We start from the raw sequence: 12300 nt of genomic DNA, 5'->3' as shown, positions 1-12300 counted from the left end.
CTCTCCACCGCCGTTGACGGTGATCAGCCGGTGCGCACCGTTGCATCAGGACGACGTTTGGGTTTTGGCCGAGGCAATGGCCCCTGCTCCAACCGACGCTGTCGCTTGATTTCCTCCAGCTGCAACTCGAAATGCTGCACACCTTGTTCCAACCGCTCCTGCACAGAGGCAAAAAAGCCCTGAATGCGGCGAGCATTGAGGCCAAGATCGTGCGGCCCCCAAAGCGAGGCGGAGCGCATATCGACGATGGTCGCAAACTCGCTATCAGGAGTTAGGCGGATTGCCATCACATAGTGCAAGCCGGTGACAAGGGAACGGGTATGAGCCTCAAACAGCGCCCCATCAATGCTGTCGCGCTGGTCGGTTTGCCGGATGATGTCCCATTTCGCCTTCTTCAACTCGTCTTCCACCACCAGATAGACCAGCTCGCTGGAATGATCGATGTAAAGGCTTTCAAGGTCCGGATAGGCCAAAGCCTGTTTTTCGCGCACTTCGAGACTGCCAACATCAAGGGAATTGTCTGAATCATGGCGATAGGTCCAGGCCGCGCTGAATTCTGGTGGCTCAACCGGATTGGTCGACAAGTCGGAAAAGGCCGGACGGGAAAAGTAGAAATAGGCCAGAGTCAGGGCAGGAAGGATGATGATGAGGCTGCGCAAGAAGGTTCCCCACAGCCGTTGACCACCACGATAGCCTTCAAACCAGATGGCAGGAAAGGCTACCAAACTGGCGAGAATTGACAGAAAAGACAGAGCGATGGCAGCTCCAAAGCAATAGACTGCGATGGAAGGATGCATCCCGCCAAACCGCATCAGCAGGAACGAGATGATCGCAACAGGTATGGTCAACCGTGCCAACCACAGCGCCCAAACCGCCATTCGGGAGGACTTGAACTTGTATTTCCCCGACATCAATCCGCTCTCGTCGCCTTCGTTTCGCCAGTCCCATTCAGGCCATAGGCCTTGCATCTGGCCGTTGACGACGCACCGTCAACTGGCGTGCAGCTTAGAGCCGATTGCGCACAATCTCAATTGCCGTTAGGCAGAAGAGGCACAAAAAAAGCAGAAGGCCGATGACCTTCTGCTTCGCGTGTCTTGGAGGGGATCCATCAGATGGATCAGGCCCCGGCAACCCAACGTTTGGCGCTCTGGGCAACATGCGCACCAAAATGCACGGCGGTGCGATGATCGGTTGCCGGGGGCGCCACATCTGCCCCCTGATCGGCGTTGGCCTGCGCCATCATGCCGAGATAGGAGCCGATGCGGTTGAGATCTTCCTGGCTTGCTTCGGAGGTGTTGTTGCCGGGCATCATGCCGGTTGGCACCCAGATCATGCCATGCTGGGCCGCAAAGACAGACATCTGAATGAGAGAATTGAGCTTATCGCCGGATTGCGAGGCAGAAACGGTGAAGCCGGCTGCGACCTTGCCTTTCCAGCCATGAGCGAACCAGACTTTGGAGCTTTCATCCATGAAGCCTTTGAACTGGGCCGACACGGAGCCCATATAGGTCGGGCTGCCAAAGATGATGGCGTCGGCGGCGGCCAACTTGTCCCAATCCTTGTTTTCGTCGTCTGCCTTGATCAGTTCGATGGATACGCCCTCGACGTCGGCTACCCCTTTGGCTACTGATTTGGCGATGGCTTCAGTGTGGCCATAGCCACTGTGATAGACGAGAATGACAGAGACTTCGCGATGATCAGACATGATATTTTCCTTCATTGCTCACTTGGGAGGAAAGTAAAATTTGAGGCGGGTCACCATGATCGTCTGGCACGTCCTGACTGCCCGCTGATAGTCAAGAAAATATTCATTGATCTCATGAACTCAAGTGCATTAGAGTAATGTCTATTATGAAGAATATCGATCACTTATCCCTCGACGGCCGTTCGCTCTATATGTTGCGGCAGATTTATGAGTTGCGATCCGTAACAGAGACGGCACGCCTTCTTGGCGTCACGCAATCTTCTGTCAGTCACTCGCTTGATCGGCTGCGCGGATTGCTCGGCGATCCGCTTTTCATCAAGGTCGGGCGATCAATGGTGCCGACCGAGCGTGTCGAAGCAATGATGGACGGCATTGATCAGGTTTTGCAGGGGATTGAGGACCTATATAGCCAGAGTGATTTCAATCCGGCCCAGTCCAAGGACCGTTTCTCGATCATTTGCAACGATTTTGAGCATGACTTGTTGGTGCCGGAAATTTTCAAACGGCTGATACAGGAAGCCCCAAACAGCAGCCTGCGGACTCATCAGCGGCATGTGACGCAGACTTCCTCCCAATGCAATGGCTTGGTGGATCTGGAACTGTGCCCCTATCCACCGCAGGACGCGGCGGATTTGGTGATTTCGAAAATCTGCACGGATCATCAGATCACCTACTATGATGCGTCTGTGCGAGATGCCCCTGACACTCTGGAGCAGTTTCTGGAAGCAGACCATGCCATTCTGTGCCTTGGTCATGACGAAGACACCCATATCGACCGCTATCTCAAGGCGCGTGGCCTCAGCCGCAAGGTTTCCTATCTGGGGCCGAATTTCTCGGCCGCAGCAACGCTTGTCCGCGGCTCCAACATGCTGGCCACGGCACCGTCGCGGATGGCCAACTCGATCTTTCGTGATTTCGCCTGGGTCAAAACACCCGTACCGCTGGATCCAATCGACTTCTACATGGTGTGGCATGTCCGCAACCGCCATTCACCTCGGCACAAATGGTTCCGCGATCTGGTCAAGTCTGTGGCCCGGACATTGCCTGCGGATCTAAAAAGCCCATCTCTATAAGCCAACATGAGGATCCAGTCCCCATGAATAACGCATGTGGGTCAGCCCCCTTCATTCGCGCAGCCAGACGATCGGACCTTGCCGCGATTGCCAACCTTCAGTTGACCAGTTGGCGGGATGCCTACAAATCATTTCTGCCGCCGAGCTACCTCAGAGACAGGGCGGAACAGGATGTCAGAGCCTACTGGGACCGGTGTCGCATCAGACCGGAAGATCTATTGCTGGTTGCATTCGACACGCAGGATGAGGAGCGAATGGTGGGGTTCATTGCGGTCTGGTGTCGCCCGAACCCGTTCATCGACAATCTGCATTGTGACCCTACGGAAACTGGCAAAGGCATTGGAAAAACTTTGATGGCAGCTGCTTTTAAACAGCTTTTATTGCGAAAGAAACGAACGGTCGCACTGTCTGTCATCACTGAAAATGTCAGAGCACGAGACTTTTATCTGCGACTTGGTGGTAACCCTTTAAAACGGCAGAAAGAGGAAATTTTCGGCAATCCTGTCAATGTTGACATCATTGTCTGGAATGACATCGATACAATGGGAAACTGGTAAAATGGCAGGTTTCTGCGATTTCAACATCTTAATCAAAGTGTAAATTCGTCAGTCGCAGCCAAAATCTGGTAAATCGGCTCCATCCATTCAAATTGTCAAAGTTGAGTACGTATTTCTCCCTATTTCAATATTTGATTATTGACCAATAACTGATCCATTTCCCCTTTGTTTTCGGCAATCGCAACTTTAACTTGTTATCAAGGACTTTCTTATTAAATCAATATTTACTGCTGATGCTTTACCTGTTTGAGCATCAGTCTGTCTAATTTTGTTTAAGTTGCAGCAAAAAAGCAATGAGCAAAAAAGGCAAGGATGAGGCGAAGGAACCTGTTCCGCCCGAGAAGGATCGTGGATCCAATCATAGGCTTAACAGGCAAATTGTATGGGGCGATTCATGCCAATCGAGCACCCACAAGGCGAGCGAGACATTGTTACGTTGTCAGATGTGATGGCTGTAAGCGCTCCCATATGGGTCTTTGATATCGACAGATGTCGGATCATCTGGGCGAATGATGCAGCCCGCCGCCTTTGGCAGGCAGAGAGCCTTGAGGCACTCTATCAGCGTGATGTCAGCAAGGATCTCGGCCCCCAACTTGTCGATCGGCTTTCCGGCTATCAGAAAATCTTCGCAACCGAATCCGACACCTTCAAGGAGCTCTGGACGCTCTATCCAGACGATGAAGAACAGCGCTACGAAGTTCAACTTCGGCGACACACCCTGTCCGATCACCGGATTGGTGCCCTTTGCACGGCGCGAGAAGTGCCCGCCCGGAGCACAGATCGACTGCACAGTGTCAAGGCTCTGAACAATATCCCTGTTTGCATCACCCTATTCTCAATGAATGGGGAGCCGATTTATGCAAACAAGCATGCACACGATGTTTACGGCGATGATCAGCTTTCGCTCAAAGCCCGGTTTCTGGACAAGGCCGACTATTCGCACCTGCTTGAGGCACTGGAGCATGACAACAAGGCCACAGCAATCTGCGAAGTTTCCGTTCAGGACGGGATCAGATGGCATGAGATTTCAGCACGCAACTGCAATGATGCGCAAACTGGCGAAGCGAGTTACATCCTGTCCGAGGTCGATGTTACCGGCCTGAAGGAACAGGAACGACGGATCAGCTTCATGGCCCATCATGACATGCTGACCGGTCTGCACAGCCGCAATTATGTCAATAACGAGTTTCCGGGCATTCTGAGCAAGCGCATTCGCGAAAACAAGCCGATGGCGATGTTGCTGATCGATCTGGATAACTTCAAGACGATCAATGACACAATGGGCCATATGGCTGGCGACCAATTGCTGGTCCATATCGCCTTGATTCTCGACCGATTGGTGGGCGCCCGTGCCTCGATCGGGCGGTTGGGCGGCGATGAATTCATCGTCCTTTTGCCGTTTGAAACCAAGACGGAGCTGGAAACGGTTTGCGTTGACTTGCTCAAGGAGCTTTCATCCGAATGCATGATCGGCGGCCACATGGTCCACAGCCGCGCCAGCATCGGCATCAGCATATGCCCTGAGCACGGATCCGATGTTTCCACGCTGATGCGCCATGCAGACCTTGCTCTTTATGAGGCCAAGGACGCCGGGCGTGACACCTATCGCTATTTCCGTCAGGATTTACAGCAGGCAGCGATCCTCAAGCAGACGCTGGAGAAAGACCTCACCCGCGCCATGAGCGAAGGGGAGTTCAGGCTTTACTATCAGCCGCGGGTCGATTGTCTCAAGCAAACAATCCTCGGTGCCGAAGCCCTGATGCGCTGGTATCATCCCGAGCAGGGCGTCGTCCCGCCGGGCATGTTCATTGAAGCGCTTGAAGAAACCGGCATGATCCATCAGGTGGGCGACTGGATTGTGACACAGGCCGGTCGCGATCAACGCAGGATGGCCGCTGAAGGCTTCGATTTGCCAATTTCGATCAATATTTCGCCTAAACAGTTCGAGCGCCCCGATTTCGTCTCGCGCCTGAAGAGCAATCTGGCCAAAACCCAGTGCCCTTCAAGCCGCATCGAAATCGAAATCACCGAAAGCATGCTGGTTGGTGAAGGCTTCGACGCCAAACAAACCCTGCTCGATCTGCGCCGGGCCGGTTTCTCGATTGCCGTTGATGATTTCGGCACCGGTTATTCGAACCTTGCCTATATCCATCAATATCCAATCTCGGTGCTCAAGGTTGACCGATCCTTCATTCAGATGATCGAAGATCAGACCTCGGTGGTCAATATGATCCTGTCCCTCTGTCGGCTGGTCGGCATCACCGCCGTTGCTGAAGGGGTGGAGACGATGGATCAGCTGGAATGGCTGCAGCTCAATCATTGCAACCAATATCAGGGCTACCTCTTCTCAAAACCGCAACCGCTTGATGCCTTTTTGAAGATCCTGCAGGACCCACCCAAATTCATCCAGTTGGCTGTGGCTGGTGAGAATGGCGATCTGGAAATCTCCTGGGCTTGATCCGACACACCCGCCATTGATCCGGTAGGGCATATCTCCCCTGACACCCCCGCTACTCGCGCCTTTCATCTGCCCTGTTTGGTGCGCCAGAAAGTGGCAAGCCAGCATGGAAATGCGAATGATCGGTCAGCCAGTAACCCCAATGGCAGAGCGGCGGCGATCCTGACGATTTTCATAGAGAATAGCGGTCATTACCAAGGCACAGCCTGCTGCTTGGGCCAGTCCGGGGCGTTCATCGAACACCAGAATGCTCAAGCCCAGCACCCAGACTGGCTCAAGGCTCATGATCAAGCCCGCCTTGGCAAGACTGACCCTTTGCTGCCCAGCAAATTGCAGGATAAAGCGGACATAGGTGCACAGCACGAGGCTGGCAGTAAACCACCCCCATGTTTCCAGACCGGGCATCTGGTCAGGCAGACCTTCTACTGGGAAAGCCGCGGACAGGATGATGATGCCCGCAAAGAACAGAAAGCCTGATGTGGTCTGCATGGCGTTGAGGCTATTGAGCCTGTTTTTGACCAATGCAAGTCCGAAGGCCAAGAGCAAAGCTGCAACCGTAAAATAGAGATGCGCCATCTCGACCCGCGCTCCCGGTCCCAGAAAAAGGCACGCCAGACCAATCGCAGCAAGGGCGATGGCAATTGCCGTTGAGCGATAAAAGGCCCAACCAAACAGCATCACCCCTAAAAAGGGCACCATCAGATTGCTGGTCGAGGAAATGAAGGCAGACACGCCGGGGCTGGTGGTCTGGGCCAACCCTTGCGTCCAGCAAATCATCGACAGGGCAAAAAACAGAGCACCGGGCAGGATCTGAAAAAAGAAGCGCCGATCGATCAGGGACCGCAGGTGGCCTGTCGTGGCAGCAACTGCGACGCCTGCCAGAAAAAAGCGGCTGCCGATGAAGAGTAAGGGAGGCAGTCCCTCAAGAGCATGAATCGAAAAGATCCAGCCCGCACCAGCCAGAAAGGAGGCGAGGAACAGCAGCAGGGTCGCATTGACGGAGGATATGCCCATATGCGCGGTTTTCATTGCATCTCCAAAGTGAAGACGAGCCCGGGACAGATCGTCCCGAGCTCGTGAAAGATGCGACAGCAATAGCAACCACTGTCTGCCTAGACAAGCAAATCTTCCATTTCCGGGGCGGCTATGAAGCGCCATTTGCGCAAAGGACCTGCCATCACATTGAGATAATACATTTCGATGCCGTAGGGCGTGCCGCAAGGATGGTAGCCACGAGGCACGCAGACCACATCCCCATCATGCACCGCCATCGTTTCATCAAGCGAGGCATCATCAGTATAGACCCGCTGAACGCCAAAGCCGTTGCTCGGATTGAGGCGATGATAATAGGTTTCCTCAAGGAAAGTGATGTCCGGGTAATTGTCTTCATCATGGCGATGGGACGGATAGGAAGACCAGTTTCCTGCCGGAGTGAAAACTTCGGTCACCAGCAGGCTGTCGCAGAAATCCTGCTCATCCATGGCGATGACATTGACGAAGCGCTTATTGGCGCCCTCGCCGCGCTCATCAAGACTGATGTCAGCAGGGCCGATATGGCGTGCCTTGTGGCCGGACAGGCCCGGAGCCTTGCAGACAGCGATGGTGCAGTCGGTGGTCGCAACCGCTTTCCAACTTTCACCATTGGGGATATAGAGGCAATGTGGCGGGATCTTCTCGAACACATTCATCCGGTCGCCGAGCTCGCCCCAGCTTTGCCCGGCAGCATCAAACTGGGCCTTGCCTTCCACCATGACCAGCATCACTTCCTGATCGCCTGTCTCACCGGATGCCACTTCCCCGGCATGCAGTTTGTGGACGTCGAAGCCAACATAGCGCCATCCGGCAGATTCCGGGGTGATTTCTTGCACTTTGCCATGGGTCGCCTGAGGGCGATGAAGTAGATTTGCCATGTGGAGCCTCTCCCTGCCTTGTGTTGCCCATATATATCAATCGGTGGCTTGGCGTGGCGGCAACACAGCGCCCAAGAGCCATCCAGTCATACCGATCCCTATTTCGTAACTATGCCCAATCGAAGTATTTGTCGATCAGACCTCCCAGTCCTGCCATCAGATTTATCATACTTCGTCGGGCTTTTCCTCATTTTTTGTGACCGGTTGCAATTTTTTGATCAAAAAGACCATATCCAAGTCGGATATTTGACGCATTTTGGTCGCCAGCCTATGCCCATTCGAATCGCAATATCAGGCATATTTCCGTAATTTGTTTGCCTATTGCACCGTTTGACCATCAAAAGATATCCACCGAAACCGATTGCAGAATATTTCAACCTTCAGCATTTTCACTTCGCGAATGATTAGAGGTTGGCACGAAATGTGCAATTAATAAGTGCAACTTATTTCAAGAATAAAATTAAATAAATCCCACCCCTAATTTCCGGTTATCGCTCTATATCAAGCATGTTTTTCAACATAAACCTCGCCTTTTGAAGTAATGATGCACGTATATTTGCAGATTGACCCAACGGAATTTGCAACATTACTATTTTCTCATCTTGAAGGCGATCGCTGCCTCAGTCCGCAAAGGACTTCTGGAACAAAGGCGATCCGTGCTGTCTTCGCTGTCTGGCAAACAGGCGGAATTCCAACCTTTTGGCGGGATTTCAAGCAAAGATCGACGCTTTCGGGAAGCGCGTGACACCTCACCCGAGGCACGTGACACAGGTCAGATACAAAAGCATTCAACGGATCATCGATGATGACGCCGAACGGGTTTTTGTGTCCAAATTACAGGAGTGCAACCATGGCAGTTGCAACAATCAAAGAGCTGGATGCTCTGGTCGCCCGCACCGTCAAGGCGCAGGCTGAGTTTGCCACTTTCACCCAGGAACAAGTCGATCGGATCTTCCGCTATGCCGCTTTTGCGGCCGCAGAAGCGCGCATTCCGCTGGCCATGATGGCGTCTGAAGAAACCGGCATGGGGGTGGTCGAGGACAAGGTGGTCAAGAACCATTTCGCCTCGGAATATATTTACAACAAATACAAAGACGAGAAGACTTGCGGCGTCATCTCGGAGGATAATGAGGGCGGCACGCTGACCATCGCCGAACCGGTGGGGGTGATTTGCGGCATCGTACCGACGACCAACCCGACATCGACAGCGATCTTCAAGGCGCTGATTTCGCTCAAGACCCGCAATGGTATCATTCTCAGCCCGCATCCGCGCGCCAAGAAGGCGACCTGTGAAGCCGCACGCATTGTACTTGATGCTGCCGTTGCCGCAGGTGCGCCGAAAGATATTATCAGCTTCATCGAAGAGCCGACCCTTGATCTGTCCAACGCCTTGATGCGTCACCCCGACATCAGCCTTGTGCTGGCAACCGGTGGTCCGGGCATGGTGAAAGCGGCTTATTCCTCGGGCAAACCAGCCATTGGCGTGGGCGCGGGCAATGCGCCGGTGCTGATTGACGAGCATGCGGATATCAAGCGTGCGGTGGCTTCGATCCTGATGTCGAAGACCTTTGACAGTGGCATGATCTGCGCCTCCGAGCAGGCCGTTGTGGTGGTTGACGCGATCTATGATCAGGTGCGTGAACGCTTTGCCCAACATGGGGGATATGTGCTCTCGGGCAATGAAACTGGGGCTGTGCGCCAGACGGTTTTCCCCAATGGCCGGCTGAGTAATGAAGTGGTCGGACAGTCGGCGGTGAAAATCGCCAAACTGGCCGGGATCAAGGTGCCACTCGACACCAAAGTGCTGATTGCCGAAGTCGACGGGGTCGAAGACGAGCATTTCGCCCATGAGAAGCTGTCCCCTACCCTCGCGCTTTATCGCCGCAAGGATTATGAGGCAGCAGCCAACACCTGCGCCGAGCTGGTGTCGCTGGGCGGGATTGGCCATACCTCGGTGCTTTATACCGATCAGGACCGCTGTCAGGACCGGATTGAGGATTTCGGCAAGAAGATGAAAACGGGCCGGATTCTGGTCAATATGCCATCCTCGCAAGGGGGCATCGGCGATCTTTACAATTTCAGCGTCGCACCATCACTGACCCTTGGCTGCGGCTCTTGGGGTGGCAACTCGATTTCCGAGAATGTCGGTCCCAAGCATTTGCTGAACAAGAAGATCGTGGCCATGCGCGAAGAAAATATGCTCTGGCACAAGGTGCCGAAGTCGATCTATTTCCGCCGTGGCTGTTTGCCAGAAGCCCTCAAAGATCTGAATGGCAAGCAACGGGCGCTGATCGTCACCGACCGGTTCCTGTTCTCCAATGGCTATTTGGATGAAGTGACCGCCCTGCTCCGCTCACACCGGATTGATGTCGACATCTTTGCCGATGTGGAAGCTGATCCGACCCTGTCCGATGTCCGCAAGGGGGTTGAGAAGGCCGCTGCCTTCAATCCCGATGTGATCATCGCCTTTGGTGGCGGCTCGCCGATGGATGCGGCCAAGATCATCTGGGTTCTGTATGAACACCCGGAGGTCAAGTTCAAGGATCTGGCCTTGCGCTTCATGGATATCCGCAAGCGGATCTATCCCTTCCCGAAAATGGGCGAGAAAGCGAGCTTTGTGGCCATTCCGACCACCTCGGGCACCGGCTCGGAAGCCACGCCATTCGCCGTGGTGACGGATGACAGCACCGGTATCAAATATCCGTTGGCCGATTATCAGCTGACGCCGGACATGGCAATTGTCGACGCCAATCTGGTGATGAATATGCCGAAATCGCTGACCGCCTATGGTGGCATTGATGCGGTGACCCATGCGCTCGAAAGCTATGTCTCTGTCATGGCCAATGAGTTTTCCGATGGTCAGGGGCTGATGGCGCTGAAAATGCTGCGGGGGTCCCTGCCAGCCGCCTATAAGGAAGGGGCCAGCAATCCGGTTGCCCGCGAGAAGGTGCATAATGCTGCCACCATCGCCGGGATTGCCTTTGCCAATGCGTTTCTGGGTGTCTGCCACTCGATGGCGCACAAGATCGGCGCGGCCTTCCATCTGCCACATGGCTTGTCGAATGCCCTGCTGATCTCGAACGTGATCCGCTATAATGCGAACGACAATCCAACCAAGCAGACGGCCTTCTCGCAATATGACCGGCCGAAATCCAAGTGCCGCTATGGCGAAATTGCCGATCATCTGGGCCTTGGTGGCAAGGACAATGATGAGAAGGTGGAAAATCTGATCAGCTGGATCGAAGAGCTGAAGAGCGATCTGGAAATCCCATCCTCCATTCAGGCCGCTGGCGTCAGCGAAGCGGACTTCCTTGCCAAGGTGGATGAGCTGGCTGTCTGGGCCTTTGATGATCAATGCACCGGGGCCAATCCGCGCTTCCCACTGATCACCGAGCTCAAACAGCTGCTGCTCGACAGCTTCTATGGCCGGGCCTATCGCGAGGTCTATGACGAGCAGCACGAGACTCTTGAGACTGATGAGACTGTCGAGGCGGTTGCCGAGCAGGTGGTGCCGATCAAGGCCGCGAGCAAGAAGAAAGCGTCTTAAGTCTTCTTGTCGCTGAAATGAAAAAGCCGCCGGTCCGGATGGATCGGCGGCTTGTCTATTCAGAAGACCTTTATCAGCCTTCAAGCTTGTCTTGCGTGCGCAGGTCAAAATCCGACGCATCATGGCGTTCATGCAGCTGCTCGCTCAGATCGCCGTTCACTCGGTTGACGATCCGACCGCGCTGTACCGCTGGACGCGCCAAGATTTCCTTGGCCCAGCGGCGGACATTCTTATAGTCCTCGACCTGCAGGAACTCGCCCGCATTATATTGATTGCCGAGTGCCAGATTGCCATACCAAGGCCATGTTGCCATGTCGGCGATGGTGTATTCGTCGCCACCAAGATAGCGATGGTTGGCCAGTTCCTTGTCCAGTACGTCGAGCTGGCGCTTGGCCTCCATGGTGAAGCGGTCGATGGCATATTCGAATTTGAACGGCGCATAGGCGTAGAAATGACCAAAGCCGCCGCCGAGATAAGGCGCCGAGCCCTGCAGCCAGAAGAGCCAGTTCATCACCTCAGTCCGTTTGGCAATGTCGGTCGGCAGGAAGTGGCCGAATTTTTCCGCCAGATAGAGCAGAATGGCACCGGATTCAAACACCCGCACGCCGCGATCTTTGTCGAACAGGGCCGGGATTTTCGAGTTCGGATTGATATCGACAAAGCCCGAGGAGAATTGTTCGCCATCACCGATCTTGATCAACCATGCGTCATATTCCGCTTCCTTGACCCCAAGCGCCAGAAGCTCTTCAAGCATGATCGTCACTTTCTGGCCATTTGGCGTGGCGAGGGAATAAAGCTGAAGCGGATGCGCGCCCTGTGGCAGATCCTTTTCATGGGTAGCACCGGAAATCGGGCGATTGATCTTGGCCCATTCGCCGCCATTTTCCTGATCCCATACCCAAACTTTCGGTGGTACATAGTCGTGCTTGTCGGTCATGTCGGCTTCCTTTTCGCTCTTCAGCGTCAGATTGTGGCGTCGGTGCAGCCATTTGCTGTTGGCATTTATGTAGCAAGTGGCGCGGTGAAATAAAGATGGGATTGAGGGAAATC

The 12300-nt window shown here is 54.1% G+C and carries 9 protein-coding genes; 4 read left to right on the top strand and 5 right to left on the bottom strand.

Annotation, left to right across the window (positions count from 1 at the left end; genetic code table 11):
- Positions 1-23: 23 nt before the first annotated feature.
- Both DSD30_RS12450 and DSD30_RS12445 read right to left on the bottom strand, forming a co-directional pair.
- Positions 24-911: a DUF1499 domain-containing protein gene (locus DSD30_RS12450; RefSeq protein ID WP_157967690.1), complete on the bottom strand. Its 888-nt coding sequence runs from the start codon at positions 909-911 to the stop codon at positions 24-26.
- Between the two features lie 206 nt (positions 912-1117).
- A complete protein-coding gene (locus DSD30_RS12445; RefSeq protein ID WP_114010427.1) occupies positions 1118-1705 on the bottom strand; it encodes a flavodoxin family protein in 588 nt (195 codons plus the stop codon).
- 146 nt (positions 1706-1851) lie between these two features.
- On the opposite strand from DSD30_RS12445, the gene DSD30_RS12440 reads away from it, so the two are divergent.
- The 3 genes from DSD30_RS12440 to DSD30_RS12430 all read left to right on the top strand — a co-directional run bounded on the left by DSD30_RS12440 (position 1852) and on the right by DSD30_RS12430 (position 5793).
- The gene (locus DSD30_RS12440; RefSeq protein WP_198662939.1) at positions 1852-2778 is read left to right on the top strand and encodes a LysR family transcriptional regulator; all 927 of its coding nucleotides are present in this window, start codon (positions 1852-1854) and stop codon (positions 2776-2778) included.
- Complete coding sequence (locus DSD30_RS12435) at positions 2709-3335, top strand: GNAT family N-acetyltransferase (protein WP_114010004.1); 627 nt, start codon at positions 2709-2711, stop codon at positions 3333-3335. Before DSD30_RS12440 ends, DSD30_RS12435 begins: the two co-directional genes overlap by 70 nt.
- Before the next feature lie 394 nt (positions 3336-3729).
- Positions 3730-5793, top strand: a complete 2064-nt coding sequence (locus tag DSD30_RS12430) for a putative bifunctional diguanylate cyclase/phosphodiesterase (protein WP_198662937.1) — start codon at positions 3730-3732, stop codon at positions 5791-5793.
- A gap of 126 nt (positions 5794-5919) precedes the next feature.
- On the opposite strand, the gene DSD30_RS12425 is transcribed toward DSD30_RS12430, so the two are convergent.
- Together DSD30_RS12425 and iolB are read right to left on the bottom strand one after the other, a co-directional pair.
- Complete coding sequence (locus tag DSD30_RS12425; protein ID WP_198662936.1) at positions 5920-6822, bottom strand: DMT family transporter; 903 nt, start codon at positions 6820-6822, stop codon at positions 5920-5922.
- Positions 6823-6905: 83 nt separating this feature from the next.
- On the bottom strand, positions 6906-7703 hold the full coding sequence (gene iolB / locus DSD30_RS12420) for a 5-deoxy-glucuronate isomerase (protein ID WP_114010001.1): 798 nt from the start codon (positions 7701-7703) through the stop codon (positions 6906-6908).
- 850 nt (positions 7704-8553) lie between these two features.
- Here iolB and adhE point away from each other — a divergent pair.
- Positions 8554-11250, top strand: a complete 2697-nt coding sequence (gene adhE, locus DSD30_RS12410; protein ID WP_114009999.1) for a bifunctional acetaldehyde-CoA/alcohol dehydrogenase — start codon at positions 8554-8556, stop codon at positions 11248-11250.
- Positions 11251-11323: 73 nt separating this feature from the next.
- Here the strand turns inward: adhE and yghU are convergent, their stop codons facing one another.
- Positions 11324-12187, bottom strand: a complete 864-nt coding sequence (yghU, locus tag DSD30_RS12405) for a glutathione-dependent disulfide-bond oxidoreductase (protein WP_114009998.1) — start codon at positions 12185-12187, stop codon at positions 11324-11326.
- Positions 12188-12300 lie beyond the last annotated feature (113 nt).

The sequence above is a fragment of the Cohaesibacter intestini genome (genome assembly GCF_003324485.1).
Lineage (GTDB): Bacteria > Pseudomonadota > Alphaproteobacteria > Rhizobiales > Cohaesibacteraceae > Cohaesibacter > Cohaesibacter intestini.
This window is presented reverse-complemented; position numbering and strand designations above follow the sequence as displayed.

Excerpts from the sequence above, each read along its gene's own strand:
- DSD30_RS12450 (WP_157967690.1), bottom strand. The coding sequence starts at position 911 with ATGTCGGGGAAATACAAGTTCAAGTCCTCCCGAATGGCGGTTTGGGCG.
- DSD30_RS12445 (WP_114010427.1), bottom strand. The coding sequence starts at position 1,705 with ATGTCTGATCATCGCGAAGTCTCTGTCATTCTCGTCTATCACAGTGGC.
- DSD30_RS12440 (WP_198662939.1), top strand. The coding sequence starts at position 1,852 with ATGAAGAATATCGATCACTTATCCCTCGACGGCCGTTCGCTCTATATG.
- DSD30_RS12435 (WP_114010004.1), top strand. The coding sequence starts at position 2,709 with ATGGTTCCGCGATCTGGTCAAGTCTGTGGCCCGGACATTGCCTGCGGA.
- DSD30_RS12430 (WP_198662937.1), top strand. The coding sequence starts at position 3,730 with ATGCCAATCGAGCACCCACAAGGCGAGCGAGACATTGTTACGTTGTCA.
- DSD30_RS12425 (WP_198662936.1), bottom strand. The coding sequence starts at position 6,822 with ATGAAAACCGCGCATATGGGCATATCCTCCGTCAATGCGACCCTGCTG.
- iolB (WP_114010001.1), bottom strand. The coding sequence starts at position 7,703 with ATGGCAAATCTACTTCATCGCCCTCAGGCGACCCATGGCAAAGTGCAA.
- adhE (WP_114009999.1), top strand. The coding sequence starts at position 8,554 with ATGGCAGTTGCAACAATCAAAGAGCTGGATGCTCTGGTCGCCCGCACC.
- yghU (WP_114009998.1), bottom strand. The coding sequence starts at position 12,187 with ATGACCGACAAGCACGACTATGTACCACCGAAAGTTTGGGTATGGGAT.